This is a genomic window from Rathayibacter sp. AY1F4, from assembly GCF_002931775.1.
Classification (GTDB): domain Bacteria; phylum Actinomycetota; class Actinomycetes; order Actinomycetales; family Microbacteriaceae; genus Rathayibacter.
The window spans coordinates 189,825-216,497 of record NZ_PSVE01000001.1 but is presented as its reverse complement, the minus strand read 5'-3'; the positions used below and the strand labels follow the sequence as shown (position 1 = coordinate 216,497).

The following is a 26,673-nucleotide window of genomic DNA, read 5'->3' as shown; positions in this document are numbered from 1 at the left end:
GAATACTGAAGGCACCCACCTCAGAGCAGAAGGACCGCACCATGACGGATCTCGCCAGCCCCGCTCTCGCCACCGGCCCCGCCGCCGACGGCCCGTCCGCCGATTCGATCGATCCCCGCCTGGTCGACGAGAGCGTCGCCCTGGTGCGGCGCTGGCTGCGCGAGGCGTCCGCGATCCCGATCGACGCCTCCGGGGCGCAGCTGGCGGGCGTGCTGAAGGACCCGACCGGCCTGGACTTCACGGTCGGCTTCGTCGACGGCGTCGTCCGACCCGAGGACACCCGCGTCGCGGCGGCGGCGCTGAAGGCGATCGCGGGCGGCGTGCCGTCCTTCCTCCCGGCTCCGATGCGCGGCGCGGTCGCCCTCGGCGGCGTCATGGCGCCACTCCTCCCGGACGTCGTGGTGCCGATCGCGCGCCGGGTTCTGCGGCGGATGGTCGGCCACCTGATCATCGATGCGACCGACTCGCGCCTGGGCCCGGCCATCGCCGCGATCCGCCGCGACGGCGTCCGGCTCAACATGAACCTGCTCGGCGAGGCCGTCCTCGGCCGCGAGGAGGCCCACCGCCGCCTGGAGGGGACGCACCGGCTCCTCGCCCGCGACGACGTCGACTACGTCTCGATCAAGGTCTCCTCGAGCACAGCCCCGCACAACCCGTGGGCCTTCGACGCCGCGGTCGACGACATCGTCGAGGAGCTGGCGCCGCTGTTCGCCCGGGCCGCCGCCTCCTCGCCGCAGAAGTTCATCAACCTCGACATGGAGGAGTACAAGGACCTCGACCTCACCATCGCGGTCTTCACCCGCATCCTCGACCGGCCGGAGTACCTCGGCCTCGAGGCCGGCATCGTGCTGCAGGCCTACCTGCCCGACGCGCTCTCGGCGATGATCCGCCTGCAGGAGTGGAGCGCCGCCCGCCGGGCCCGCGGCGGCGCCGGCATCAAGGTGCGCCTGGTCAAGGGCGCGAACCTGCCGATGGAGCAGGTCGAGGCCTCGGTCCACGGCTGGCCACTGGCGACCTGGAGCAGCAAGCAGGACTCCGACACGAACTACAAGCGCGTCGTCGACTACGCGCTGCACCCGGAGCGGATCCGCAACGTGCGGGTCGGCGTCGCCGGGCACAACCTCTTCGACGTCGCGTACTCGTGGCTGCTCGCCGGCACCCGCGGCGTCCGCGAGGGGATCGAGTACGAGATGCTCCTCGGCATGGCCCAGGGCCAGGCGGAGGCGGTGCGCCGCACGGTCGGCTCGCTCCTGCTATACACGCCGGTCGTCGCGCCGGCCGAGTTCGACGTGGCGATCGCCTACCTGATCCGCCGGCTGGAGGAGGGCGCGTCGAGCCAGAACTTCATGTCGGCCGTCTTCGAGCTCGAGGCCGACCCGGCGCTCTTCGCGCGGGAGGAGGAGCGGTTCCGCGCCTCCGTCGCCGCCCTCGACGGGGCCGTCCCCCCGGCGCACCGCGTGCCCGACCGGTTCGCCGCGAGCGGCCGTCCGGGACCGGGCGACTTCCGCAGCACCCCCGACACCGACCCGTCCGTCGCCGCGAACCGCGAGTGGGCGCAGGCGATCCTCGCGCGCGTCCCCTCCTCCCGGGCCGGCGCCGACGCGATCGAGGCCGCCACGATCGGCACCCTCGACGAGCTGGAGTCGGTGCTCTCCGGCGCCCGCGGCAGCGGCTGGAGCGACGTCCCGGCCGAGGAGCGTGCCCGCATCCTGCACCGCGCGGGCGACGAGCTGGAGGCGCGCCGCGCCGAGCTGCTCGAGGTCATGGCGGCCGAGGGCGGCAAGACCCTCGACCAGGGCGACCCCGAGGTCTCGGAAGCCGTGGACTTCGCCCACTACTACGCCGAGCGCGCGCTCGAGCTCGACGCGGTCGACGGCGCCCGCTTCCACCCGGCCGCGCTGACCCTGGTCGCTCCGCCGTGGAACTTCCCGGTCGCGATCCCGGCCGGCGGCGTCCTCGCGGCGCTCGCGGCCGGCTCCGCCGTGGTGCTCAAGCCCGCCGGTCCGACCGCGCGCTGCGGCGCCGTGGTGGCCGAGGCGCTGTGGGCGGCGGGCGTGCCCCGCGAGGCCCTGCGCCTGCTCCGCCTGCCGGAGGAGGAGCTGGGGCGCGACCTGATCGCCTCCCCGCAGGTCGACCGGGTGATCCTCACCGGCGCCTACGAGACGGCGGAGCTGTTCCGCTCCTTCCGGAACGACCTCCCGCTGCTCGCCGAGACGAGCGGCAAGAACGCGATCGTGGTCACCCCCTCGGCCGACCTCGACCTGGCGGTGAAGGACGTGGTGGCGAGCGCCTTCGGGCACGCGGGCCAGAAGTGCTCCGCCGCCTCGCTCGTCGTGCTGGTGGGCTCCGTCGCGCGCTCGAAGCGGTTCCGCGCGCAGCTGCTCGACGCGGTCTCCTCCCTCACGGTCGGCTACCCGACCGATCCCGCGACGCGGATGGGGCCGGTGATCGAACCCGCCGAGGGCAAGCTGCTGCGCGGCCTGACCGGGCTCGGCGCCGGTGAGACCTGGCTGCTGCAGCCGCGGAGCCTCGACGACTCCGGACGCCTGTGGAGCCCCGGCGTCCGCGACGGCGTGCGCCGCGGGTCCGAGTTCCACCGCACCGAGTACTTCGGGCCGATCCTCGGGATCATGACGGCGGCGACCCTCGACGAGGCGATCGCGATCGTCAACGAGGTCGACTACGGGCTCACCTCGGGCCTGCACGCGCTCGACCCGGAGGAGATCGGCACCTGGCTCGACGGGATCGAGGCCGGCAACCTCTACGTGAACCGCGGGATCACCGGGGCGATCGTGCAGCGCCAGCCGTTCGGCGGCTGGAAGAAGTCGGCGGTCGGCCCGGGCACCAAGGCGGGCGGGCCGGACTACCTGCTCGGCCTGGGCTCCTGGACCGCGGCGCCGTCGGAGGCGACCGCTCCGGTCGTCGGACCGGCCGCCCGCCTGCTCGCCGCGTCGCGCGCGGAGCTCCCGGCGGAGGAGCACGCCGCGGTGGAGCGGACGGCGCGCAGCTGCGCGGCGGCGTGGGCCGCGGGCGCTCCTCGCGACGTGACGGGGCTGGAGGCGGAGCGCAACGTCTTCCGCCGCCTGCCCTACGACTCCGCCGTGCTGGTGCGCCTGGCCGCCGGGGAGCCGCTGGGCTCGCTCGTGCGGGTGGCCGTCGCGGCGGCGACCGCGCAGGCACGGGTGGTCGTCTCGAGCGCCGTGGCGCTGCCTCCGCAACTCGCCGCCGGTCTCGACGAGGCGGCCGGCGCCGTCGTGGTCGAGGACGACGCGGCGTGGGAGGCGCGGGTGCGCGCCCACGGCGCCGGACGGGTGCGCCTGCTGGGCGCCTCCGCCGCGACGGTGACGGCCGTGACGGGCGGGCGCCCCGACCTCGCGGTCTACGCGGGCCCGGCGACCGAGGCGGGCCGGCTGGAGCTGCTGCCGTTCCTCCGCGAGCAGGCCGTGTCGATCACGGCCCACCGCTTCGGCACGCCGGACCACCTCACGGACGGGCTGCTCTGACCCGCGCGATCCGACCGGCGTGATCGGACCGCCTGCCGCGAGATGCCTCTCCGGCACGCCCGCTCCCGCGCGTCGCGTACCGGAGCGGCGTCTCGCGGGAGAGGGAGACGGAGGGACGACCGGGCGGAGAGGGATCAGCCGCAGGCCGCACGTCAGTCCGCGTCAGCTCCGCGGCGTGTCCGCAGGGAGGGAGCGCGCGTCGTTGCTGGTGCGCGGGCCCTCCGGGAGGAGCGAGGCGCGTCCCACGCCCGATCGACGGCGGCGGCAGGGGTCAGCAGGATGTGCGCATGACCCGCCAGGAGAACGGCCGGCGCACCGCCGCGCCCGTCCGCGCGCCACGCACGCGCACACGCCCGCGCACGCGCCCGACCGTCGGCTCCGCCTTCGACCCGCGGTCGAACAGCATCAACGCCCTGCGGCTCGGGCTGGCGATCCTCGTCATCGTGTCGCACTCCTTCCCCCTCGGCGGCTACGGCGACGACCCCGGGTTCGGAGGCTCCACCCTCGGCGCCTGGGCGGTCGGCGGGTTCTTCGCCACCTCCGGCTTCCTGATCACCGCGAGCCGGCTGCGCTCGCGATCGCTGGTCGACTTCCTCTTGCGGCGCTTCCTCCGCATCTATCCCGCCTTCCTCGTCTCGCTCCTGGTCGTGGCGTTCGTCGCCGCACCGCTCGCGTCGCTCCTCCTCGGAGCCGGCGAGTACAGCGCGGCCGGGGCGGTGCGCTTCGTGGTCGCCAATGCCGCCCTCTTCATCCGGGAGTACGGGATCGCGGGGATGCTCGGCTCCGTGCCCTACCCGGGCGCGTGGAACGGCTCGCTCTGGAGCCTGTTCTACGAGTTCGTCAGCTACTTCGTCATCGGCCTGCTCGTCTCCCTGGCGCCCGCGCGCTGGGTGCGGCCCCTCGTGGTCACGGGATTCGCGGGCCTCACCCTCGTCGCGGCGGTGCTCGCGACGGACCTCGTCCCGTTCCCGGCGCCCCTCAACCAGACGGTGACGCTCGTCGGGTACTTCCTCGCCGGCGCGCTCGTGCACCTGTACCGCGACCGCCTCCCCCTGACGGGCGCACTCACCGCCGTCGCGGCCGTGCTGCTCGTCCTCGTGATCGCGACCGGCCTCTACCGCGTGCTCGCCGGCCTCCCCCTCGCCTATCTGATGGTCGCGCTCGGCGCCCGGCTTCCCCTGCGTCGAGTGGGCGCGACCCACGACATCTCCTACGGGATGTACATCTACGCGTTCCCCGTACAGCAGCTGCTTTCGCTGGCGATCGTCGGAGCCGGAGCCGACGTGCCGCTCTGGGCGTACATCGCGCTCTCGGTCGCAGCGACGGTCCCCCTCGCGTGGGCGAGCTGGCTGCTGGTCGAGCGCCCCGCGATGCGGCTGAAGCGCCTCACCGCCCGGGCTCCCGTCGACGTCGAGGGCCACGTCCTGCGCTGAGGCGCCGAGCCGCGAGCCCGGAGCCGCGACCCTGCAGCCGTCCTCGCGCACCGCGCCCGCCCGCAGCCGTCCATGCCCGGTCGCGCCCCCGGAGCCGCCCGCCCGCAGCCCCCGCCGGTACCCGCGAGCCCCGCGCAGCCGCCGGACTCCGACTCTCCGCGTCAGCCGTCCCAGCCGCCGGGGAGGTCGCGGACCACCCGCCAGCGCGGGTCGAGCTGCGTCGCCGCCCCGCCGTTCCACGCGCGGCTGTGGAACCACGGCGCGATCACGTCGGCGCCGCCGTGCACGTGGTCGCCGAGATGCGCGCCCCAGTACGAGAAGGTCGAGTTCGTCAGCACCAGGCGGCGGGACGCGGCCAGCAGGGCGAGCTGCTGCGGCACCGGCGTCCCCGCCCCCGGGAAGCGCACCTCGAGGCCCTCGAGGACGCGGGCCAGCTTCACCCGGCACCAGTCGAGGTCGTCCGACACGATCAGGACGCTGCGCACGGGCTCCCGCTCGCGGGCCAGGGCGAGCGCCGCGTCGACGTACTCGACCACGTCGAAGGAGTAGCGGCCGCGGAAGGCCGGGACGCTGTAGTAGTCGCCGCGCCGGATGTTCACGGTGAGGTCCGCCTCCGGTCGCGCCGCCGCCACCAGAGCGGTGAAGGGGCCGCCGGGCGGGAGCAGCATCGTCGCGACGAAGTCCGCCAGCTCGTCCGTCGTGAACTCCACGCCGAGCTCCTGGTGGACGCTCCCGAGCTCGCGGGGGCTGAAGAACGACATCTCCGCCGGGGGCACCACGAGCTCCTCCAGGACCCGCGGGAAGACCTCCGCCCACTCCGCGGTCCTCCGCGTCGCGCGCACCGCGGTCGGCACCCCGCGGCTCCGACGGGCGTGGGCCTGCAGCCAGAAGTAGGCGAGATTCCCGACCCCGAACGACTCGCCGGGCAGCAGCACCGTCGTGCCCCGTCGGCGGAGGGGCGCCAGCAGCGCCGAGCGGACGTCGCCGAGCGTCACCACCGCGGGCCTCCCCTGCTCACGAGAGCTCTCCGAGCGCTACGAGCTGGGCGAAGCCGGGGTGCGCGGCCCGCACCTCCTCGAAGGTGCCGGCCCCCTCGATCCGGCCGCCGTCGAGGAAGAGCAGCCGGTCGGCGCCGCGCACGGTCGAGAGCCGGTGGGCGACCACGAGGACGGTCATGCTGCCGTGCAGCTCGGCGACGGCCCGCGAGATCTCGTGCTCCGTGCGGTTGTCGAGCGCCGACGTCGCCTCGTCGAGGACGAGGACGGAGGGGCGCCGGTACAGCGCCCGGGCGAGGCCGAGCCGCTGGCGCTGGCCGCCGGAGAGGCGGACGCCGCGCTCGCCCACGCGGGTGTCCAGACCCTGCGGCAGCCCGCCGACGAACTCCTCGAGCTGCGCCGTCCGCAGCACCTCGCGCACGCGCTCGTGGTCGACCTCGGCCGCCGGCACCCCGAAGGCGACGTTCGCGGCGACGGTCGCGTCCAGGAGGAACACGTCCTGCGGCACCACGCCGAGCCCCGCGTACCAGGCCGCCGGGTCCTCGTCGATCGGCCGCCCGCCGCAGAGGATCCGGCCGCTCGTGGGCGGGAGCAGGCCGAGGACCAGGTCGAGGAGGGTGCTCTTGCCGGCGCCGCTGGATCCGACGAAGGCGGTCGTGGCGTTCCGCTGGATCACCAGGGAGACGTCCCGCACCACGTCCACGTCGGAGTCGGCGTAGCGGTACGTGACGTGCTCGAGCGCGATGTCGCCGGAGTAGCGGCCGCCCGGCCCGGGCGTCTCGTCGTGCGCCCCCTCGGAGGCGAGCTCCTCGGCCGCCTCGGAGACGATCCGCAGCCCCGCCTGCCCGCTGCGCACGATCGCGAAGGTGGCCGAGACGCGGTTGAGCGTCGGCAGGGCGCGGAGGGAGGCGGCCGCGAAGACGCCCAGGACGGAGAGCGCCTCGGCGCCGGAGCCGGTGGCGACCAGGATCCCCGAGACGCCCACGACGGCGACGACGAAGCCGATCTCGAGCAGGTACTTCGGCAGCTCCGAGACGAGCGAGAGGGAGCGCAGAGCCTGGGCGCTGCGGCGCTTGGCCCCGCTGAAGCCGGCGACCAGGCTCGCCGCGCTCGAGGTCAGGCGCGCCTCGCGGAACCCGTCGAGCGAGGGGAGCAGGAACTGCCACGACTCCAGCGCGGCCTCCGCCATCTCCTCGCCGATCCGGCCCTGCCGCCGCCGCAGGAGCGCCTGGACGCCGCCGAGCAGCACCGCGAAGAAGACGGCCGCGAACAGAGTCGCGACCGGCGAGGCGACCAGCAGGATCGCCACGATCGCGACGAGCACCAGCAGGTCGGAGGCGATGCCGATCACGCCGAGCAGCACGCCGGCCGCCTGCGCGCTGGCGTCGTTGATGGTCCGGTACACCTCGGCGAGGCGCCGGGAGCGGTGGACGGCGTAGGGCGCGAGGACGTACCGCCGCAGCAGCTCCGTCGCAGCGTCGGCCGAGATCCGCGTGGTGCGGCCGAGCAGCCACCACCGGAAGACGATCGTCCCGGCGCTCTTGAGCACGAAGACGACCGCGACGAAGCCGGCGATGATCGGGAGGAGGGTCTGGACGTCGGTCGAGCCGAGGACGCCGGAGAGGACGCCGAGCGCGCCCGTGGTGGTGTCGGTCCCGGTGAGCAGCGCCATGAGCGGCACCATCGCGGCGACGCCCAGGGTGTCGAGGACCGCGAGCGCGAGGGAGCCCGCGACGGCGGCGGTGATCCAGCCCGGAGAGGCGGCGCCGGCCAGCGAGAGGAGGGTGCGCAGCCCCGGTCGCAGGGACCCGCCGCTCACGCCGCCACCCCCTCGTACACGGCGGCGATCCCGCCGCACATGGCGGAGACGTCCCGCACGGCACGAGGAGCCGCGGCCCGCGACGCCTGCCGCTCCAGCGCCGCGGCCACCGCCTCCGGGTCGTCGGCGTCGACCAGCGAGTCCCGCTCGACGATCTCGGGGTTCCCGCCCACCGCGGAGGCGACCACGCCGATCCCGCGGGCGGCCGCGTCGAGCAGCGTGTAGGAGCAGTTCTCCCAGACCGAGAGCTGGGCGACGACGTCCGCCGCGGCGAGCGCCGCCTCCGGATCGGCGAAGCCGGGGAACGACACGGCGTCGCCGAGGCCGAGCCGCTCGGCCCGGGCGCGCAGGGCGCCGTCGAGCGGCCCCTCGCCGGCGACGGTCAGCGTGGCGCCGGGGACGCGCCGGCGCAGCACCGCGAAGGCCTCGAGCAGCGCGTCCAGGCGCTTCTCCGGCGCCAGGCGCGCGAGCGAGAGGACCCGGAGCGACCCGGGCTCCCCCGGCTCGCGGTCGCGGGGCGCGGCGTCGACTCCGTTGAGCACGACCTGCACCGGCAGGCTCGGCCGCCACTTCTCGATCATGGTGCGGCGGGTGGCCTCCGAGACGGCGATCGCGCCGTCGAAGGACCGCAGCCGCGCGTGGTGCGCCGCCGCGGTCGTCCGCGCCCGCAGGGCGGTGCGGTGGTAGACGTCGGGCCCGGCGATGCCGTGCTCCGTCGTGACGCGGCGGACTCCGCGGGGCAGCGGGGTCGCCGCGGCCACGAGGTCGGCGTGGGCGAGGTGGGAGTGGACGATCGCCGGGCGGAGAGCCGCCGCGGTCGCGCGCAGGGTCGCCACGGAGGCGGCGGCGCCGGCGGTCACTCCGAAGCGCCCGGTCGTGACGGCCGAGCCCTGCTCCCGCAGCCGCTCGGCGAGCGCTCCCTCCGGGCAGAGCACGACGAGCCGGTGGCCGGGGATCCCGTGCCGGGCGGCGTCGAGGACGTGGCGGGCCACCCCGCCGAACTCGCCGACCGGCACCACCCAGAGCGCGAGCGGGGTCACAGCCACTCCTCCAGCCGCTCGAGCGCGGTCCAGAAGCCCTCGCCGCTGTTGACGTGCCCCTGCCAGATCTCGGGGATGAACGGCACCCCGGGCGCCAGCTCGTCGAGCGACGCCGCGAAGTCCGGCCAGTCGATCTCGCCCTCGCCGATCTGCACCCCCTCGCCGTCGACACCCGTCGCATCGACGAGGTGCAGGTGCGCGCTGAGCGGAGCGAGCAGCGCCACCGCCTCCGAGAAGGCGAGCCCGAGGTGGTTCGCCGCGAGCTTGGTGTGCGAGGCGTCGAGGCAGAGCGGCGTGCCGGTCGCGGCCGCGAACTCCGCGGTGTCGCGCGGGTCCACGAAGAGGTTGTGGAACTGCTGCCCGCCCATGAGCCACGGGTAGGGCGGGAGGGTCTGCGCCAGCACGCGGACGCCGCTCGCGTCGATCCGCTCGAGGGCGTCGCCGACGCGCTCGTAGAGGGGAGCGCGCTGATCCGGAGCCACGTGCGCGTGCCGGGTGAAGCCGCCCATCGTGACGACCATCATCGGGTCCTCTTCCTGGCGGAACCAGCGCGCGAGGCTCCGGGTGGTCTCGACGGTGCGCTGCACCTCCGCGATCGAGCGCTCCCACACGTCGTCGTCGAAGGAGGCGAGGTCGACGAGGAAGTCGCCCGCGAACAGGTCCGGCAGGTGGGTGGTGAAGCCGGAGTCGAGGCGGCGGGTGAACACGTCGTCCGGCTCGATCTCCAGGTCGCGGTACGAGAAGTGGAACTCGAGGAAGTCGGCGTTCGACTCCGCGGCGAGCGCCGCGTGGTCGTGGTACCGCACCGGCAGGCCCCAGGGGCGGCGGAACCGGAACGGCCGGCCGGACGGCGTGCTCTCGCGCAGGTCGCCGGCGAAGAAGAACCCGCCCTCCTCGACGTCGCGGTGGAGCGCGCGGCCGAGCAGCTGCGGCAGCTCGTTGGGCTGGAGGCCCCGGCCGGGGCTGCGGACGACGACGTCGGCGGCGCGCACCACGTCCCCGATCGAGAGGTCGCGGGAGGCGACGAGCGACTTCGCGAGCGAGACGCGGTTCATCGACTCCCCCGTCGAGACCGATCGGGCGTCGCGCGTGCCGAGCGAGTCCTCGATGTCGCGGATCTCGCCGACCATGCGGCGGAACTCGTCCGGGAGCAGGGACACCGTGTGGTCGTTGCCCTCCATCCCCCGGTCGACCGTGAAGTGCTTCTCGACGATGCGGGCCCCGCGGGCGACGGCGGCGACGGGGACGTGCCAGCCCCGCTCGTGGCCGGAGTAGCCGACGACGCCGCCGCCGATCTCGGCGAGCCGGTCGAGGTAGGCGAGGTTGAGGTCGCGGTAGGGCGCCGGGTACGTCGACTGGGTGTGCAGCAGGGCGAAGGAGGTGCCGAGCGAGCGCAGCAGCGCGACCGACTCGAGGATCTCGGACTCGCGGGACATCCCGGTGCTGAGCAGCAGGGGCAGTCCCCGGGTGCCGGCGTCCTCGATCAGGCCGTGGTTGGTGAGGTCCGCCGAGGCGATCTTGAGGCCCGGGATCCCGTAGTCGACGAGCGCCTGCACGCTCGGGGCGTCCCACGGGGTGCAGAGGACGTCGATCCCGGCCTCGGCCGCGTGGTCGAAGACCCGGAGGAGCGGCTCGGCGGGCAGCGAGAAGCGGCGCAGGAGGTCGATCGTGTACTGGGCGCCGAGGTCCTCCCCCGCGGTGGCCCCGCCGGCGCGCCGGTAGAGGGAGTCGAGGTCGCGCAGCTGGAACTTCACCGCGTCGGCGCCCGCCTCGACCGCGAGGTCGACCAGCCGCCTCGCCAGATCGACCGAGCCGTTGTGGTTGTTGCCGATCTCCGCGATCAGGAAGGCCGGGTGGCCGTCGCCCACCTCGTGACGGCCGATCCGCAGCGCCCGATCGCCCTCGACCGCGATCGCGACGAGGTGCCCGCGGTCGTCGACGAGCGGGAGGTGGCTGATCCCGTCGCGGCCGAGCCGGGCGGCGATCGCGGTGGCCGGCTCGTCCGCTCCCGCCGTGCGGACGGCGGTGTTCGCGACGGCGAGGGCCGGGACGTCGAGGGAGGCCGTCGGGTTCGCGATGATCCAGCGGCGGAAGTCGCCGTCGGACACCGACCCGCGGAGGATCCCGTGCCCGTCGACGCAGAAGACGATCCGCTGCTTGTTCGCGTTGATCTTGGCCAGCGCGGTGAGCACCGGGTCCTCGGCGAAGACGATGAACGGGGCGAGGTGCCGGTCGATGATCATGCGCCGCCTCCCGCCGACAGGCCGAGGAGGGTCTGCTCGACCACCGCGAGGTCCGCCTCGGTGTCGATGTCCCCGCCCTCCGCCTCGTCCATGACGAACAGGCCGACCCGGCCGCCGATCCGGTTGCGCTCGCGCTCGTAGACCTCGGTGCGGGTGAGGTAGAGGGACCCGGTCTCGCGGTAGAAGAAGTCGGCCTCGGCGAGGTCCTGGCGCCGCGGCCGGGCCGTGACGTCGTACTGCGGCACGGCGGCCCCCTCCTGCAGCCGCCAGAGGAACGGCGTCTGCGGGACGACGCCCACCAGCGAGTCGACCCCCGTCGAGGCGAACTGCTCGAGCGCGCGGGCGAGGGTGCCCGGGAGCCGGATCGGCGAGGTCGCCTGGAGCAGCATCACCGCGTCCGGGCGGCGCCCCAGCGCGGCCCGGTGCTCGATCGCGTGGAGCACGACGGGCTCGGTCGCCGTCTCGTCGCGCGCCAGCTCGGCGGGCCGGAGGAACGGCACGTCCGCTCCCGCCCCCTCCGCGATCGCGGCCAGCTCGGGGTCGTCGGTCGACACGAGCACGTCGAGACCGGCGGCGAGCGCCTGCTCGATGCTCCAGACCACCAGCGGGCGGCCCGCGACGGGGCGGGCGTTCTTGCGCGGGACGCCCTTCGAGCCCCCGCGGACGGGGATGACGCAGAGAACGGTCACAGGGTGTCTCCTTCGGCGATGGCGAGTGCCCGGCGGGCGACGGCGACGGCCGGCTCGACGGCCGGGACGGGCGGAGCCGCGGTCGGCGTCTGCCCGCCCCAGCGCGCGAGCCGGTACCGGCTCCAGAACTCGAGCACCCAGGCGGGCGGGTCCTCGCAGACGACCCACGCGGGGATCCCGGCGGCCGCGGCCTCCAGAACCCCGGTCGAGAAGATCGAGGCGACCGGCCGGGCCTGCGCGGCGAGGTCGCCGCCGCGGAGCACCCGGATGCCGCGGCGCTCCCACCGCGCGTGCTGCCAGCGCGAGCGGCGGTCGACCTCGGCGGGGTGGGGGCGGTAGTCGGCGCCCGCCTCGCGGCAGAAGCGGGAGGCGGTGGCCGCGGCCGTCCGCCGGGGCAGCTCCGCGCCGTGCAGCTGGCCGAGGAACAGGGGCCGCTCCTCGAGCCGCTCGGGGCGCGGGCGGCGCGACGCGGTCCAGAGCAGCTGGCTGCCGACGACCTCGGTCTCCACGTCGCTGCGGCCGGAGGTCCAGAAGGCCGCGTCCTCCTCCGAGAACGCCAGCAGCGTCGCTCCGGGCGGGAGCGGCGGGGCGGAGGGGGTGAGCAGCCCGTGCTGCACGACCAGGAAGCGGGCGCCGAGGATCCCGGACCAGCGGTGGGCGGCCGCTCCCGCCGCGAGGAAGTGGCCGGTGGCGATCACGGCGCGGAGGCTCCGCAGCTCGGCGGGCGGGTCCGCCTCCGGGTCGACCGGGTGCGCACTCCAGCGGCCCGGCAGCAGCCCGGACAGCGCGTCGCCGGCTCCGGAGGGAGCGAGGACCGCCGCCGGAGCCCCGCCGAGAGGAGCGAGCGAGGCCGCGGTCGAGGCGAGGGCGCTCGCCGTCGATGCCTCCACCGCGAGCAGGACGGCGGGCCGGTCGCCTCGCACGTGCAGCACCAGGCGGGTCGGCTCGGAGCGCCGCAGCGCCGCCCGGGCGGTGCGCAGCGGGTCGCGGCCGCGCTGCCAGCGGCGCCAGGCCTCCAGATCGGTCGGGTGCGTCAGCGCCACAGGGCCCTCACCTCCCGCATCCGGTGCACGAAGGTGTGCTCGGCGCCGGTGCGGCGCGCGCCCGCCTCGCGGATGCGCCGCGCCCACGAGGTGTCCGCGCCCGCCCGCCGCACGTGCTCGACGAGCTGGTCGCGCTCCTCGAAGACGAGCACCTCGCTGCCCACCTCGTAGAACTCCGCCACCTCGGGCCGGTCGATCAGGGTCAGCGCCCCGACGCCCGGCGCCTCGAAGGCGCGCATCGAGAGCCCGCCGTGGCCCGCGCCGTGCAGAGCCAGGGTCGCGGTCGAGCCGGCCATCACTCCGTAGTAGCCCGCCCGCGGGACGTCGCGGCGGGCGGGGACGCCGGCCGAGCGCCAGCGGCCGGTGCGCGCCACGTCCCAGGGATGCCGCGACCACTGCCGCCCGTACGCCTCGACCGCGACCCCGCCGGTCGCGAGCTCCCGCAGCACGCGCTCGCGCTCGGGGTAGCGGGCGCCGACGAAGGTCACCGCGGCGGAGGGGCGGGGGCGGAAGGAGAGGAGGGAGTCGAAGGCGTCGGGCAGGTGCCCGGCCGGAACCCCCGCGCGGGCGAGCTCGGCGACGTCGGCGGCGGAGTAGCTGACGATCGACACCGCCTCCCCGGCGAGGGAGCGCAGGCGGTCGACGGGGTGCCCCATGTTGCGGAGCTCGTCGTAGAGCCAGAGCACCACGGGGACGCCGGCGCGGCCGATCTCCTCCCACCAGGCGTCGCCGAGGGAGTCGCCCTTCACCACGAGGACGGCCCGGGGCCGGACGGCCCGCAGCGCCGCGATCGCGCGATCGGTCTCGGCGCGCATGGACGAGCGCCGGAGCCGGCCCCCGGGGAGCCGGTGGCCGAGGGCGTCGCGCACGTGGGCCAGCCCGGTCGCGGCGTCGTAGCGGTGGACGACCACGTCGTCGCCCAGGTGGGCCAGCGCCGACTCGAGCGCCTCCCAGTAGCCGTGGAAGACCGGGCTCACCACGAGCACGGACCCGCTCACCGGGACGCCGCCTCGGCCGCGGCGACGAGCCGGAGCTCGCGCCGGAGGACGGCCAGCGGGCGCACGTCGCTGCCGGCGGCGGCGCGCACCGCGTTGGCGGCGAGGTTCACGGCGGAGGCGGCGCGCAGGGCCGCGGCGAGGGCGGCGGGGCGCCCGCCCCACTTGCGGGCGTAGCGCAGGCGCGAGGCGACCAGCCAGACCAGTCGGCGCGCGGGGTCGGAGGAGCCGCCTCCCGTGTGCTCGGCGACGACGGAGCCGGCGAAGACCGAGGGCACTCCGCGCTCGCGCAGCCGGCGCTGGAGGTCGACCTCCTCGCAGTTCATGTGGAAGGACTCGTCGAACCCGCCGACCGCGCGGAACTCGGCCACCGGCAGCAGCATCACGGCGCCCACCACCCAGTCCACCGGCACCGTCGCGCCCGGGGCGCACCGGGTGTCGTGGCCGACGGCCGCGTGCAGTCGCGGGCGCCAGCGCGCGAGCGGAGTGAGCCACTCCACGACGTAGTGGCGCAGCCGCGGGAAGCGCCGGCCGACCCACTGCCGCTCCCCGCCCGCGTCGACGAGGTCCGGAGCGACGACCGCGGGCAGCCACGGCCGTCCCGCCTCGAGCAGGTCGCGGAGGAAGGAGGGCCCGACGACGAGGTCGCTGTTGAGCACCAGGAGCAGCGGGTGGCGCGCCCGGGCGGCGCCCGTGTTCACCGCGGCGCCGAAGCCGCCGTTCCGCTCGCGCCGCACGACCTCCACTCCGTCGATCCCGGCCGGGAACGGGATAGGGGAGGCGTCGTCGACGACGACGATCTCGAGGGCGGGAGGCGACTCCTGGCTGCGGAGCCGCTCGACGAGGGCGAGCGCGGGCGCGGGGTCGCCGTAGTGCGGGATCACGACGCTCACCCCCTCGGCGGTCACCTCGCGACCGTCTCGGCGGCGCGGTCCCGGCGGAGCGAGCGGCGGGTGCTCCGGACGGTGGCGGCAGGGGGCTCCGCGCCGACGGGCAGAGCGCCGAGAGCGGGGAGGATCACCCGGAGCAGGGCGTCGATGTCCTCGACGGCCGCCGCGGCGACGTCCGGTCCGCGCCCGAACGGGTCGGCGAAGTCGTCCTCGGCTCCGTAGGGGGCGGTGTCGTCGGCGAGCAGCCGCAGGAGCGGGACGCCGGGGGCGGCTCCCGCCAGCCGCGCCGCCCGGCGGACCGTGGTGGTGCGGCGCGCGGCGGCCGGGAAGTGGCGGGTGACCCACTCCCGCTGGCCCGCCTCGAACGCGAGCACGGGGTCGGTGCCGGCGAGCATCCGGCCGTCGGCCTGGCGCGCGCGGTGCCCGGCCGTGGAGAGCCCGCGGGCCCGCAGCGCATCGCTGAGCTCGGGGTCGAGCCCGCGGCCGACCTCCGCGTGCGTTCCCGCGCTCTCGACCCGCCAGTCGGAGCCGGCGCCGAGCAGGCACGCCGCGATCAGCTCGGCCGAGGGCGACCGTGCCACGTTCGCATGGCAGAGCAGGAGCAGGCGCCCGCTCATCGAGCCGCCCGGCGGGACGTCTGCGGAGGCAGGGCCCGCGACTCCACCGGGGCGAGCTCGGACCGGCGCGGTGCCGTCGCCGCGCGCTTGCGTCCCGTCGCCGGCTGCGGCTCGGCGTAGTACGCGTTCTTGCGGTCGTAGTAGTAGTACCCGGTGTCGCCGTCGCGGGCGGTGACCATGTTGAGCACGGTGCCGAGCACGCGGGCGCGGACCTGCTGGACGATCCGCCGGGCGGCGACGACCTCGGGCCGGCGCGTCTGGTTCGAGGCGACGACGAAGACGACGCCGTCGACGACGGTCGCGACGATGGAGGCGTCGGTGACGGGCAGCACGGGCGGCGCGTCGATGATGACGAAGTAGTCCTTCGAGAGGCGCGCGACCAGGGCGCGCATCGCCTCGGAGCCGAGCATCTCGGACGGGTTGGGCGGGATGTGCCCGGCCGGGAGGGCGTAGAGGCCCGCGGTGCCGGTGGGGCGGATCGCGTCGTCCACGGGGATCTGGTGGCTGAGGACCTCGCTCAGGCCGATGGCGCCGTCGATGTCCAGCATCCGCGCCACGGAGGGCCGGCGGAGGTCCGCGTCGACCAGGAGGGTGCGCTGCCCGGACTCCGCGGTGACGCGGGCCAGTCCGGCGGCGATCGTGGACTTGCCCTCGGCCTGGTTGGCGCTGGTGATCACGACGCTGCGCGTCTCCTCGTCGACGCTGGAGAAGCGCAGGCCCGTCCGGAGCGAGCGGAACGCCTCCGCGGTGAGCGCGTCGGTGCCGCGGCGGCCGCCGGTCCGGCCCGGGCGTCCGGCCTTGGGGATGCGGCCGAGGACGCCGACGCCGAAGAGCTCGGTGAGGTCGTCGACGGTCCGCACGCGGATGTCGAGGGCCCGGCGGAGGAAGGCGAGACCGAAGCCGAGCACCAGGCCGCCCAGGGCGCCGAGCAGGATGTTCCGCACCCAGTCGGGGCTCGTCGGGGCGGCGGGCGGCTCCGCGTTCTCGAGCGGGACGACGGTGATCTGCGGCGTGCGGTCGGCGGTGGACTGCGTCTCGATGTCGGTGATGACGGCCGCCAGCGCCGCGAGCGCCCCGTTGGCCAGGGCGGCGGCGTTCTGAGCGGTCCCGGCCGCGGCGGTGACCTCGATCAGGGTGCTGCCCGGAGCGACCCGCGCGGTGAGGCGGCCGCTCAGGGCCTCCCCGCCGGGATTCGCCTCCGGGTCGGCCTCGATCCGCTCGGAGACGGCGCTGCTCGAGATCAGCGGCAGGTAGGCGTTGGCCCGGGTCACCGCGGTCTGCGACCCGCTGATCGCATCGGCCGAGCTGCCGTCGCTCGCGGCGATCACGAATCCGGCCGAGCTCGACTCGTAGACCTTCGGAGTGAGGAACGAGAAGGCGGCCATCGCCAGGGCTCCGACGAGCACGGCGACCACGAGGGTCCGCCAGTTCCGCCGGATGAATGCGATGAGATCGACGACAGTCACTGCGCACCTTTCTGCGTGCCGCGCATGCGCCGCACGACGATGCTGAGGTGTCGGTCACGCTAGCAATGCGGAGCGCCTTTCCCTAGGCGGTCCCCGACCCCTCGGGAGGCCCTTTCTGCGAGGATGACGACATGTCCGCGCCAGGGGGAGAGATCGTCGTCGAGAGGCGTTACCCGCTCGTTCACGCGGCCTTTCCGATAGCACATTCCGCTCGGATACTCGATGCCGTCCTGATGGGCCTCCTGGTCTACCGGCTCCCCACCCCCTTCCTCCCGGGGAGCGTCCCGCTGGCCCAGACGGCGCTGGCCGCCCTGGTCCTCGTCAGCCTCTTCCGGCGGCCCACCCGCCGTCTCGGACGGGCCGCCTGGTACCCGTGGCTGTGCCTCGCCCTGCTCGCCTTCGCCCTTGCCGGCTCGTCCTTCGACGGCCTCGACGCCCTGCGCCGGGCGGCGAACATCGCGCTCGTCATGCTCGCCGCGGGCTTCCTCGCGAGCGGGCGGATCGACGTGGTCTCGGGGCTCAAAGGACTCGCCGCGGCCCTGTCGCTGAACGCCGTGCTGTTCGTCGCGGGACTCGCCCCGGACAGCTACCAGGGCGCCCTGACCGGCTTCCTCCAGGACAAGAACGTGGCCGGTCTCGTCTACGGAGCGGCGGCACTGCTGGTCTCGGCGCTCAGCTCGCGGCTATGGCTGCGGATCGGCGTGCTCGCGCTCGGAGCCGCTGCGGTCGTCGCCACCGACTCCCGCACGTCGATGGCGGCCTACGCCTGCGCGCTCGTGTGGCTCGTCGCGGCGCCGCATCTGCGCCTGCTCTTCCGCGCGCTCCTCGGCGGCGGCCTCGTCCTGCTGTTCCTCTGGGCCGAGCGGAACCTGGCGACGGCCGGCGACTACGGGGTGGAGCGGGCCGGCTCTGACGCCCTGCGCGCCCGCATCCTCGACGCCTCGGTCGACAAGGTGGCGCTCTCGCCGTGGACCGGCTCGGGGCTCGGCGAGGCGACCGCGCGGGTCGACGGGATCGACTGGTTCTTCCACAACTCCTACCTGGCGCTGATGGCCGAGGGCGGGGTCGTGCTGCTCGTCGGCGTCATCGGCACCGTGCTCGTGGCCGGCTTCGCGACCACGGCCGCCGGGGCCGGGAGCCGCCCGGGGCACGCGGTCGGCGCGGCGAGCATCCTGGTGCTGCTGTGCGCGACGCAGCTGGGCGAGGTGTTCTTCGCCCCGATCTCGTTCGTCGTGATCGGCGCGGGTCTCGCTCTGCTCGCGGAGCAGTCCGCCCGCGTCCGCTCTCTGCCGCCGGAGTAGCGCCTCCCGCGTCCACCCGATCCGGCGCGTATCCGCGGATCCGGGGCGCGCAGGTCCCGGTCGGCGGGCGCTTCCCGGTGCGCCGGAGGTCGCCTGGTCAGGCTCCGGTCGACCGCCGCTCAGCCCCGGCCGCGCTCGCGGACCGCGTCGCGGAGGATGGCGCGCACGCCCGCCCACATGTGCCGCGCGTTCAGCTCGGCCAGCACCCGCTCCCGGCCCGCGCGGGCGACCTCTGCCCTCTTCCCATCGTCGCTCAGCACCGCCTCCAGCACCGCCGCGATCCCCGCCGGATCGTGCAGGGGCAGCGAGAAGGACGTCTCGCCGTCGCGGACGTAGCCGGCCATCGCGGCGCTCGCGGTGACCGCCGTGCAGGTCCCGCAGCCGGAGGCCTCCAGCAGGACGCTCTGGCCCGTCGGGTAGGCGAGGTCGTGGCTGGTGACGACGACGAGCTCGGCGTCGCGCAGGTTGTCGCGGTGCCCGCCGACCGGGACGGGGTCGTGCAGGACGACGTTGGCCGGCAGCGCCCGGGACGGCCGCCGCGCAGGAGTGGTCACGATGTCGAACCGCCGGTGCGGCAGGCGCTCGGCGGCGGCGACCAGCGAGTCGAAGTCGCGCCCGCGGTCGACCCCGACGGCGAGCACCTCGAACCGCTTCGGACGCGGCGGAGCGGGCCGGTAGTAGTCGGAGTCGACCCCGAAGAGCACCGGTGCGATCCGCCGCTCGTCGACGCCGTGGCCAGCGAAGACCTCGCGCTGGTTCTCGCTGAGCACGATGATCCGGTCGACCCCCTGAAGCGTCCGGACCACCTGTCGGCGCCGCTGCGGCGAGCCGGTGAGCAGCTCCTCCGCCCACCAGCAGGAGAGGACCACGAGCGGCGTGCGGCCGTACGGCCCGAGCCGCGCGCGCCGGAGCAGGGCGGGGAGGCCCGCCTCCGGCTCGAGCACGCAGAGCACCGCGTCGGCCGAGCGGACCGCCCGGAGCGCGCGCAGCTGCGTGTCCACGTTCAGCCCCGTGCGGTGCTCCACGATGTCGCGCAGCTTCACGTGCGCGGGCCGAGACGCGTGACCGGGGACGAGGAGCCGCGTCGAGTCGTCCCGGAGGAGGTCGGCCCGGTACGGCAGCCTCCCGCGGGCGAAGGGCTCGCCCGGAGCCAGGCGCAGGGACGGGTGCTTGAGGAACAGTCCGAGCACTCTGAGGACTTCCGGTTCGCGGGTCATCGTCGTCCTTTCCCGAGGGAGGAGGAGAAGCTCCCCGCGGCATTCCCCGGAAAGCGGATCGGTCTCCTGGCGGGAGGATCAGGAATCATCGGAGAGGGCCATCCGCGCCAGAAGTCCGTCGATAGCCGACTTCCCGGAGGACGGGGAGTAGGAATCGTTCCAGCGGGCACGATCCCTCTCCCGCGACTCCGATAGTCCTCTCTTCTTCCGGGCTCTGATCAGCTCGGCCAGAGCCCGCGGATCCCCGGCTCGGAACGTGGCGTCGATCGACGGGCCGACGACCTCGGGGAGCGCACCGGCATCGCTCACCACCACGGGGACGCCGGCCGACATCGCCTCCGTCACGACCAGGCCGAACGACTCCGGCTGCACCGACGGCACCACCAGGAGGTCGATCCGCGAGAAGAGGTCGCCGGGCTCGATCCACCCCGGCCGGTCCACCAGAGCGGCGACCGGAGCGAGGGCCGCCTCCACCTCGCGACGCTCCCGCTCCGCCACGAACCGGGGCTCGCCCGCCAGCACCAGGCGATACGCGCCCGGTTCCCCGGCCTCCAGCAGCGCCAGCGCCTCGGTGAGGACCCGCACCCCCTTCGCGAGCGAGGGACGCCCGAGGAAGCCGAGGACGGTCGTCCCGTCCTCCCGCGGCCGCGCCTCCGGCAGCTCGACGCGGCGGCTCCAGTTCGGCAGCACGGTCGACCCGGGGACGACCCCCGCCAGATAGCGGGAGGGGACGAGGGTCGCCAGCGCGCCGCGGCGGGCCACGGGCGCGAGCAGCCGCTGCAGGCCGGACGGGCGCTGGTGCAGATGCACGATCCGCCGCGGACGCCCTGCGGTCGCGACGGCCGGCACCAGCCCGTTGCACCACAGCACGCCCTCGCGGGAGGAGGCGTCCCAGCGCCGCAGCGCGCGCATCCAGGCGGGTCTGCCCACGGCCTCGAGCTCGACGACCCGGTGGCCGGCGGCGAGGGCGGCGGCGACGAGCGCACGCGGCTCCGAGGGGCCGACGACCACGACCGGGACCTCGAGCGCCTCGAGCGCCTCCGCGATGCTCAGCAGCATCACCTCGCCGCCGCCGATGTCGCCGTTGTTGGTCGCGAGCGCCACCGGAGGCCGCCCGGCGCCGCCCGCTCCCCCGTGGATCATCCGCCGCCCCGCCCGCCTCCGTGCGGCGCCCCCGCGGCCCGCGGGCCCATCCTCACCGAGACGAGCGCTCCGCTCCACCGCCCCCGGCCGGACTCCGCGGGCCGCAGGAGCGCTGGAATACTGACCGGATGGAGCTCGTGGGCGTTCTCTGGGCCGACGAGGCCGTGCCGCTCGTGTCGGCGTTCGTCCACCGGCGGGCCGACGCGGCGGGCCTGCGCGCACTCGTGCTCAAGGGACCGACCGCCGCCGCCGACCGGCTCCGGCCGCCCCGCACCTCCGGCGACGTCGACCTGCTGGTCGCCCCCGACGACCTGCCCCGGATCCTGGCCCTCCTGGCCGCCGACGGCTGGACCGAGCGGCCCTGGCCGGACGGACCGACGCTCGCGGCCAAGCACTCGCGCTCCTACCGGCACGCCGCGTGGCCGGTCGACATCGACGTGCACTGGCGGTGGCCGGGATTCCTCGTGCCGCCGCGCGACGCCTTCGAGGCGCTGTGGAGCCGGCACCGGATCGTGGAGCTGGCCGGCCGTCCGGTCGCGACCGCCAGCGTCGCCGACTCGGCGCTCGTGCTGGCGCTGCACGCGCTCCGCGACGCCTGGCAGATCACCGACCCGCGCCTCACGCGGCCCTCCGACTACGACCTGCTCGTCGAGGCGGTGGCCGCCCGCGCGCAGCTGCACGCTCCGCTCCGGGCGGCGGCGGAGGAGCTCGGCGCCGTCCAGACCGCGCAGCCCTTCCTCGATGCGCTCGGCATCCGCGCGCGCGCCGGGGAGGTGCCCGCGGCCGAGCTGCGGGCGTGGCGGATCAACGCGAGCTCGCCCCACGCCTCCGCGGGGTGGGTGCAGGCCGTGCGCGCGGCCGGCTGGCGGCAGCGGCCGCTGCTCCTCGCCCGCGCCGTCTTCCCCGCTCCCCACGCCCTGCGCGCCGCCGACCCCGCCATCGGCCCGCGCCGGATCGACGTGGCGGCCGGCTGGTGGCGGCGGCTGCGCCGCGGCGCCCGCACGGCTCCGCTCGCGTGGGACCACCTCCGACGAACGGACAGGACCTGACATGACCCGCCGGCTGATCCGCGCCCCCTTCGGTCTCGGCGTGCGCTTCACCTTCGACGACACCGTCCCCGACCGCTTCGTGGCGGAGGTGGAGGAGTCGTGGAACGACGTGGACGACGACGCCGATCGCCCGGGCTCCGAGTACCGGGTGTCGCTGACCGAGCCGGTCGGGGAGCCCGGAGTGATCGCGCAGCCGACCGAGGACGCCCTCGCCGAGCACATCGGCGCCGCGCTCACCCTCGCGGCGGCCGACGCCTGCGAGGGTCGGCTGCTCAGCGTGCACGCCTCCGCGGTCGCCCTGCCCGACGGCCGCGTCGTCGCGTTCGTCGGGCGGCCCGGTGCCGGGAAGTCGACCCTCGTGAGTCTCGCCGCTCGGCGGTACGGGTACGTGACCGACGAGACGCTCGCCGTCCGCCGCGACGGGCGGGTGCTGCCGTTCCGGAAGCCCGTCGCCCTCCTCGACGGCGGCGACTGGAAGCGGCACCGCTCCCCCGCCGCGATGGGCCTGCAGCCGCTGCCGGACGCTCCGCTGCGCCTGGCCGCCCTGCTCCTGATCGCCCGCGACCCCTCCGGCCCGGCGGAGCCCCGGCTCGAGCCGATCGCCTTCGACGAGGCGCTCTCGGTGCTGCTGCCCGAGCTGAGCCACTTCTCACGGCTGCCCGCGGCACTGCACCACCTCGCCGGGCTGCTCGACTCCGTCGGCGGGGCCCGGGTGCTCCGCTACCGCGAGGCGGAGACCGTGCTGCCGCTCCTCGAGCGGATCGGGGAGCCGTCGCCGGTCGTCGCCGACGCGCCCGAGGCCGATGCGGCGGCGCCCGGCCCGGGCCTGCTCGCGCGCGCCGCCGGCGTCGAGTGGGTCGAGCGCGACGGAGTGGTCAGCTGCCTCCTCGACGAGCGGGTCGAGACGCTGACCGGGATCGGCCCGGTCCTGTGGCGCGCTCTCGGGACGCCCGCGACGGTCGACGCGATGACCGGGGCCGTCGTCGCCGAGCACGGCGCCCCGCCCGCGGGCGACCCCCGGGCGCACGTCGAGGCCGTGCTCGACGCGATGGTCGAGCACGGCCTCGTGGTCCGCGGCGCCTGACGGCGCCGAGCGCGCGGCTAGCCCGTGCGGACGTTCGGCCCGACGGAGCCGCGGGCGATGAACAGGTCGAGCAGGTTCACGAGCCCCACCGCGCGGATGTAGAGCGCCGCGACGTCGTAGCGGCCGACGGGGAGCGCCTCGAGGGCGGCGGGCCCGGTCGGATTGGTCGAGCGGTTCTGCGCGTTGACGTCGATCTGGATGACGTCCCGCAGGGCGGTGAAGACCGGGGTGAGGACCGCGTTCTGCAGCGTCGTGAGCAGCGGCGGGAGGGTGACGGTGAGCAGGGTGGTCACCAGCGCCTGGACGCCCAGACCGACGACACCCGCACTGACCAGCGGGACGCCGTTCACCCGGATGGCGGCCCCGAGCCGCGTCGTCAGGGTGGAGAGGAGCGCGGCGGTGAAGTTCCCCACCGCCGTGCCCGGCACCTGCAGGGCGTTGTCGACGAAGAGGGTCGAGTTCGGCGGGAGGCCGTTGACGTAGGGCGAGGTCGCGCCCTGGCCCGGTGCTCCGCCGAGCAGCGAGAAGAGATCGACCGTGATGGTCGCGGGGTTCGTCGACAGCTGCGCCTGGATCGGCTGCGTGCCGCCGGGGATGCTGCCGCCGAGGACCGACGTGGTGTCGACCGTGACCGTCAGCCCGAAGCCCGAGAGGTTCACCACGGCACCGAGCAGCGTATTGAGCGCCGCCGTGATCGCGGTCAGCGTCGGCGAGGTCAGCACCAGGTCCAGGCGGCCGACCTGGTAGTCGCGCTGCAGGTTGTCCGACCCGGGCACGCAGGCCGACTGGAGGGACGCGCGACCGGTCAGGGCACCGATCCGCAGGGTCAGGTCCGTCACGTTGGTGAGCAGAGCGGCCACTCCGGCGCCGCCGGACGCCGCGAGGATCGCCCGGAGGTTCACCGTCCCGAAGTCGGGGAAGCTCCCCGCCGTCGAGTCGAGCGCCAGCTGGCCCGCGTCCGTGATCGCACCGGAGGCTCCGCGGACGGTGCCGTTCGTGTTCGCCGACGCGTACTGGTTGAGGGTGCCGACGCCGGCGGGAGCCGCCAGCGTGAGGAGGGAGGAGAGCGTGCCGGTCAGCCCGGTCGCGTTCACGGCGATCGTGTTCAGCACCGTGGCGTTGACGCCGCCGGTCACGACGGCCGGGTTGCCCTGGTCGGGAGCGATCGCCGTCACGCCCGCGACGCCGGCCACGGTGTCGAGGTTCACGCCGCCGAGGAAGCCGCTGAGGAGGCGTCCGCGGGCGACCGCCTGGAAGACCGTCCCCACCGGGAAGCAGCTGATCGAGACGGCGGAGGCGGACTGCGCCAGCATCACCGCGGGCACCGACCAGACCGCTCCGGCCACGACAGTCCGCCGTGCGAAGACGCCCGCGGAATTCGCGCTCTTCTTCTCGCTCTTATCGCTGATATCGCTGGATGCGAGCGGATTAGACTCCGACATTGGCGGCCCTCCGGTGCTGTCGCTCGACGTACACCCCTTGGCGCGTCGGCGGCAAACATAGCGAGAGAGGCGTCGCCATAAGAGGCGCTGGCGGATTTCTACTCGCAGTGGCGGCGATCAGCGGAGAGGACGCGGAGAAGATGGCAGAGGACCCCCGGCTCCTTCTCTGGCGGCGCCGCCCGGACACGGCCTCCGTCGATCTGAACGGGCGCGTCCTGGTGCTCCCGCTGGACGTCTCCCCGATGGGCAGCCCCTACGCGCTGCGTGAGAGTGTGGCCGCGACCTGGCGGGCGCTCGACGACGAGCCGCAGGACTTCTCCGGCCTGGCCGACCGGCTCGCCCGCCTCCACGCCACCGATCCCGGCGCCATCGCCGACGACCTGGCGCGCGTGCTGAGCGGGCTGGAGGAGCTGCTCCTGGTCGAGAGCAGCCCGCGCGGCGAGGAGTCCCGATGAGGGTCGCGAGCGTCGTCGTCCCCAGCTACGCGGGGGCGGCCCGCCTGCCCCGCCTCCTCGCCGCCCTCGCGGCTCAGACCCACCGCGACCTCGACGTGGTCGTGGTCCTCGACGGCGTCGTCGATGCCAGCGAGCGCGCCCTCGACGCCTCCCCCGTGCCCGTGCGCCGCGTCGTGCTCCCCGAGAACCGGGGGCGCTCCGCCGCGCTCACCGCCGGCTTCGACGCCGCGCGGGGCGACGTGCTGATCCGCTGCGACGACGACCTCGAGCCCGGCCCGGGCTGGGCCGCCGCGCACGTCGGGGCCCACCGGGACGCGGTCGTCGGCGTCGTCGGCCTCTGCCCCGACGTCGACCCGGGCACCGCCTACTCCCGCGCCTACGGCCGGCCCGCCGGCGAGCGCTTCCGCCGCGGCGCCTACGCGGCGGGTTCCGACGCCTCCTGGCGCTACTGGGGCGGCAACGTCTCGGTGACGCGGGCGACGTACGACCGGGTCGGCGGCTACAGCACCGACTACCGCGAGTACGGCTGGGAGGACGTCGACTGGGGCTACCGGCTGCACCGCCTGGGAGTGCCGGTGCGGATCGAGCCCGGCGCCGAGGCCCTGCACCACGGCGCCTCCGTCTCGGCGGCGGTCCGCAGCCGGCGCGCGTTCCTCTCGGGGGCGGCCCGCCGCACCTTCGAGCGGCTGCACCCCGAGCAGGTGCGGGAGGCGGTGCCCGCAGCCGGCGCGTGGGACGCGGCCGTGCGCCTCCTGGCCCGCGGCGGGAGCGAGCGGCGGACGGCACTGGTCGCGGGAGTCGCGGACGCCGCGCTCGGAGTGGTGCCCCGCCCGGTCGGCGAGAAGCTGGTCGCGCTCGCCGTCGAGTCCGCAGCGATCGCGGGCTACGACCACGGCAGAGGGCGTCCCGCGCACGGGTGACGGCGGCGCGGATCGACGGACCCGTGGGCACGGCAGCGGCGCCGACGCCGTGCGGGAGCCGATCTAGGCTCCCCCGCATGCGAGTCCTTCTGGTGGGCGGAGCGGGCTACATCGGGAGCCACACCGCCGTCGCGCTCCTCGAGAGCGGCCACGAGGTGCTGGTCGTGGACGACCTCTCGCACGCGAGCGGGCGGACCCTCGACGCGGTGGAGGAGCTGACCGGCTCAGTGGTCCCCCGCCTGATCGCCGACGCACGCGACACGGCCGCGCTGACCCGCTTCCTCGCCGCCCACGGACCGGTCGACGCCCTGGTCCTGCTCGCCGGGCTCAAGTCGGTCGGCGACTCGGTGCGGCGGCCCCTCGAGTACTGGACGGTCAACGTCGGGCTCGCCACCGCGGCGTTCTCGGTCGCGGCGGAGTCGGGGATCCGCACCGTCGTCTTCTCGAGCTCGGCGGCCGTCTACAGCCCGGGCGGATCGATGCCGGTCGGGGAGGACTCCCCCGCCGGGCTCAGCGCGGCGAGCCCCTACGGCGCGACCAAGCGCGTCATCGAGGAGATCCTCGGCGACGCCGCGCGCGCCGATCCCCTCCTGCGCGCGGTCAGCCTCCGCTACTTCAATCCCATCGGCGCGCACCCGTCGGGGCGGATCGGCGAGGATCCGGCCACGGCGCCGGGGAGCCTGCTGCCCGTGCTGACGCGGGCCGCGGGCGACCCCTCCCGGTGCGTCGACGTCCTCGGCGACGACTACCCGACCCCCGACGGCACGGGGCTGCGCGACTACATCCACGTCTGCGATCTCGCGGCCGGGCACGTCGCCGCGCTCGAGCGCGCGCGGCCCGGGCATCGGGTCTACAACCTCGGCACGGGATCGCCGACGAGCGTCCTCGAGCTGATCTACGAGGTCGAGCGGGCGAGCGGGGAGACGGTCCGGTGGCGGGCCGTGGGGCGCCGGCCGGGCGACCTCGCCGCGAGCTGGGCCGACCCGGCACGCGCCGAGCGGGAGCTGGGCTGGCGGGCGGTGCGCACCGTCCGCGAGGGCGTCCGCGACCAGTGGCGGTGGCAGACCCTGCAGCGCATCGGCGTCTCCTGATCCTTTCGGCACGGCGTCACTGAAAGGATGACTTCTTCTTCTCCGCGACTCTCCTCCATCGTTGTGATCTCCGAGGGAATAGCGCCTCCGCGACGCACTCCAGACGATCCTCGCCATTCCGCTCGCGGCTTATCCGGATTATCGGACTCTCCTTTCCCCGTCGTTCTGCGACGACTCGTACTCGCCTTTCGATTCCTTCTCCACGAGCCGGTTAGCTTCTACTGCACTGCTGATCGGT

The 26,673-nt window shown here is 75.2% G+C and carries 21 protein-coding genes; 8 read left to right on the top strand and 13 right to left on the bottom strand.

The genetic code is table 11. From position 1 onward, the window contains the following. The first annotated feature begins 41 nt into the window (after positions 1–41). Both C5C59_RS00930 and C5C59_RS00925 read left to right on the top strand, forming a co-directional pair. Positions 42–3,503, top strand: a complete 3,462-nt coding sequence (locus C5C59_RS00930; RefSeq protein WP_104238350.1) for a bifunctional proline dehydrogenase/L-glutamate gamma-semialdehyde dehydrogenase — start codon at positions 42–44, stop codon at positions 3,501–3,503. A 287-nt stretch (positions 3,504–3,790) separates the two neighbouring features. After that, positions 3,791–4,936 carry an acyltransferase gene (locus tag C5C59_RS00925; RefSeq protein WP_104238351.1) on the top strand — a complete coding sequence of 382 codons (1,146 nt, stop codon included), beginning with the start codon at positions 3,791–3,793 and terminating at the stop codon, positions 4,934–4,936. Between the two features lie 161 nt (positions 4,937–5,097). Here the strand turns inward: C5C59_RS00925 and C5C59_RS00920 are convergent, their stop codons facing one another. From C5C59_RS00920 to C5C59_RS00875, 10 genes are read right to left on the bottom strand one after another with little or no spacing between them, the layout of a single operon-like run. Beyond that, positions 5,098–5,931 (bottom strand): alpha-1,2-fucosyltransferase, encoded by an 834-nt coding sequence (locus C5C59_RS00920; RefSeq protein ID WP_146082825.1) that lies wholly within the window; start codon positions 5,929–5,931, stop codon positions 5,098–5,100. Between the two features lie 19 nt (positions 5,932–5,950). Beyond that, on the bottom strand, positions 5,951–7,750 hold the full coding sequence (locus C5C59_RS00915) for an ABC transporter ATP-binding protein (protein ID WP_104224510.1): 1,800 nt from the start codon (positions 7,748–7,750) through the stop codon (positions 5,951–5,953). Next, positions 7,747–8,790 carry a glycosyltransferase family 4 protein gene (locus C5C59_RS00910; RefSeq protein ID WP_181134787.1) on the bottom strand — a complete coding sequence of 348 codons (1,044 nt, stop codon included), beginning with the start codon at positions 8,788–8,790 and terminating at the stop codon, positions 7,747–7,749. The genes C5C59_RS00915 and C5C59_RS00910 overlap by 4 nt, the downstream gene beginning before the upstream one ends. After that, the gene (locus C5C59_RS00905; RefSeq protein ID WP_104238354.1) at positions 8,787–11,033 is read right to left on the bottom strand and encodes an N-acetylneuraminate synthase family protein; all 2,247 of its coding nucleotides are present in this window, start codon (positions 11,031–11,033) and stop codon (positions 8,787–8,789) included. Before C5C59_RS00905 ends, C5C59_RS00910 begins: the two co-directional genes overlap by 4 nt. Continuing rightward, positions 11,030–11,722, bottom strand: a complete 693-nt coding sequence (locus tag C5C59_RS00900; protein WP_104238355.1) for a cytidylyltransferase domain-containing protein — start codon at positions 11,720–11,722, stop codon at positions 11,030–11,032. Before C5C59_RS00900 ends, C5C59_RS00905 begins: the two co-directional genes overlap by 4 nt. Then, positions 11,719–12,765 carry a hypothetical protein gene (locus tag C5C59_RS00895; RefSeq protein ID WP_104238356.1) on the bottom strand — a complete coding sequence of 349 codons (1,047 nt, stop codon included), beginning with the start codon at positions 12,763–12,765 and terminating at the stop codon, positions 11,719–11,721. The genes C5C59_RS00900 and C5C59_RS00895 overlap by 4 nt, the downstream gene beginning before the upstream one ends. Beyond that, complete coding sequence (locus C5C59_RS00890) at positions 12,756–13,763, bottom strand: glycosyltransferase (RefSeq protein ID WP_104238357.1); 1,008 nt, start codon at positions 13,761–13,763, stop codon at positions 12,756–12,758. Before C5C59_RS00890 ends, C5C59_RS00895 begins: the two co-directional genes overlap by 10 nt. Further along, on the bottom strand, positions 13,760–14,668 hold the full coding sequence (locus tag C5C59_RS00885; RefSeq protein ID WP_104238358.1) for a glycosyltransferase family 2 protein: 909 nt from the start codon (positions 14,666–14,668) through the stop codon (positions 13,760–13,762). Before C5C59_RS00885 ends, C5C59_RS00890 begins: the two co-directional genes overlap by 4 nt. Beyond that, entirely contained in the window at positions 14,665–15,267 is a 603-nt protein-coding gene (locus C5C59_RS00880) for a hypothetical protein (protein ID WP_104238359.1), read from the bottom strand. Before C5C59_RS00880 ends, C5C59_RS00885 begins: the two co-directional genes overlap by 4 nt. After that, on the bottom strand, positions 15,264–16,733 hold the full coding sequence (locus C5C59_RS00875; protein ID WP_104238360.1) for a polysaccharide biosynthesis tyrosine autokinase: 1,470 nt from the start codon (positions 16,731–16,733) through the stop codon (positions 15,264–15,266). The genes C5C59_RS00880 and C5C59_RS00875 overlap by 4 nt, the downstream gene beginning before the upstream one ends. A 233-nt stretch (positions 16,734–16,966) precedes the next feature. Here C5C59_RS00875 and C5C59_RS00870 point away from each other — a divergent pair, with 233 nt between their 5' ends. Next, the gene (locus C5C59_RS00870) at positions 16,967–18,034 is read left to right on the top strand and encodes an O-antigen ligase family protein (protein WP_104238361.1); all 1,068 of its coding nucleotides are present in this window, start codon (positions 16,967–16,969) and stop codon (positions 18,032–18,034) included. A 119-nt stretch (positions 18,035–18,153) separates the two neighbouring features. Here C5C59_RS00870 and C5C59_RS00865 read toward each other — a convergent pair whose 3' ends face one another. Together C5C59_RS00865 and C5C59_RS00860 are read right to left on the bottom strand one after the other, a co-directional pair. Beyond that, complete coding sequence (locus tag C5C59_RS00865; protein ID WP_104238362.1) at positions 18,154–19,251, bottom strand: glycosyltransferase family 4 protein; 1,098 nt, start codon at positions 19,249–19,251, stop codon at positions 18,154–18,156. 78 nt (positions 19,252–19,329) lie between these two features. Then, positions 19,330–20,394 (bottom strand): glycosyltransferase family 4 protein, encoded by a 1,065-nt coding sequence (locus tag C5C59_RS00860; protein ID WP_104238363.1) that lies wholly within the window; start codon positions 20,392–20,394, stop codon positions 19,330–19,332. Between the two features lie 128 nt (positions 20,395–20,522). On the opposite strand from C5C59_RS00860, the gene C5C59_RS00855 reads away from it, so the two are divergent. Beyond that, entirely contained in the window at positions 20,523–21,443 is a 921-nt protein-coding gene (locus C5C59_RS00855; protein ID WP_104238364.1) for a nucleotidyltransferase family protein, read from the top strand. A gap of 1 nt (position 21,444) precedes the next feature. Next, complete coding sequence (locus C5C59_RS00850; protein WP_104238365.1) at positions 21,445–22,527, top strand: PqqD family protein; 1,083 nt, start codon at positions 21,445–21,447, stop codon at positions 22,525–22,527. Between the two features lie 17 nt (positions 22,528–22,544). Here C5C59_RS00850 and C5C59_RS00845 read toward each other — a convergent pair whose 3' ends face one another. Next, positions 22,545–23,969: a choice-of-anchor G family protein gene (locus tag C5C59_RS00845; protein WP_146082826.1), complete on the bottom strand. Its 1,425-nt coding sequence runs from the start codon at positions 23,967–23,969 to the stop codon at positions 22,545–22,547. A 140-nt stretch (positions 23,970–24,109) separates the two neighbouring features. Here C5C59_RS00845 and C5C59_RS00840 point away from each other — a divergent pair, with 140 nt between their 5' ends. From C5C59_RS00840 to galE, 3 genes are all read left to right on the top strand, one after another. Beyond that, complete coding sequence (locus tag C5C59_RS00840; protein ID WP_146079661.1) at positions 24,110–24,424, top strand: hypothetical protein; 315 nt, start codon at positions 24,110–24,112, stop codon at positions 24,422–24,424. After that, entirely contained in the window at positions 24,421–25,344 is a 924-nt protein-coding gene (locus C5C59_RS00835; RefSeq protein WP_104238368.1) for a glycosyltransferase family 2 protein, read from the top strand. Before C5C59_RS00840 ends, C5C59_RS00835 begins: the two co-directional genes overlap by 4 nt. A gap of 77 nt (positions 25,345–25,421) precedes the next feature. Next, complete coding sequence (galE, locus tag C5C59_RS00830; RefSeq protein ID WP_104238369.1) at positions 25,422–26,435, top strand: UDP-glucose 4-epimerase GalE; 1,014 nt, start codon at positions 25,422–25,424, stop codon at positions 26,433–26,435. Positions 26,436–26,673: the final 238 nt, after the last annotated feature.

Coding starts and splice junctions, on each gene's coding strand:
- C5C59_RS00880 (WP_104238359.1), bottom strand. CDS start 15,267: ATGAGCGGGCGCCTGCTCCTGCTCTGCCATGCGAACGTGGCACGGTCG.
- galE (WP_104238369.1), top strand. CDS start 25,422: ATGCGAGTCCTTCTGGTGGGCGGAGCGGGCTACATCGGGAGCCACACC.
- C5C59_RS00840 (WP_146079661.1), top strand. CDS start 24,110: ATGGCAGAGGACCCCCGGCTCCTTCTCTGGCGGCGCCGCCCGGACACG.
- C5C59_RS00855 (WP_104238364.1), top strand. CDS start 20,523: ATGGAGCTCGTGGGCGTTCTCTGGGCCGACGAGGCCGTGCCGCTCGTG.
- C5C59_RS00865 (WP_104238362.1), bottom strand. CDS start 19,251: ATGACCCGCGAACCGGAAGTCCTCAGAGTGCTCGGACTGTTCCTCAAG.
- C5C59_RS00845 (WP_146082826.1), bottom strand. CDS start 23,969: ATGTCGGAGTCTAATCCGCTCGCATCCAGCGATATCAGCGATAAGAGC.
- C5C59_RS00930 (WP_104238350.1), top strand. CDS start 42: ATGACGGATCTCGCCAGCCCCGCTCTCGCCACCGGCCCCGCCGCCGAC.
- C5C59_RS00905 (WP_104238354.1), bottom strand. CDS start 11,033: ATGATCATCGACCGGCACCTCGCCCCGTTCATCGTCTTCGCCGAGGAC.
- C5C59_RS00870 (WP_104238361.1), top strand. CDS start 16,967: ATGGGCCTCCTGGTCTACCGGCTCCCCACCCCCTTCCTCCCGGGGAGC.
- C5C59_RS00925 (WP_104238351.1), top strand. CDS start 3,791: ATGACCCGCCAGGAGAACGGCCGGCGCACCGCCGCGCCCGTCCGCGCG.
- C5C59_RS00850 (WP_104238365.1), top strand. CDS start 21,445: ATGACCCGCCGGCTGATCCGCGCCCCCTTCGGTCTCGGCGTGCGCTTC.
- C5C59_RS00860 (WP_104238363.1), bottom strand. CDS start 20,394: ATGATCCACGGGGGAGCGGGCGGCGCCGGGCGGCCTCCGGTGGCGCTC.
- C5C59_RS00835 (WP_104238368.1), top strand. CDS start 24,421: ATGAGGGTCGCGAGCGTCGTCGTCCCCAGCTACGCGGGGGCGGCCCGC.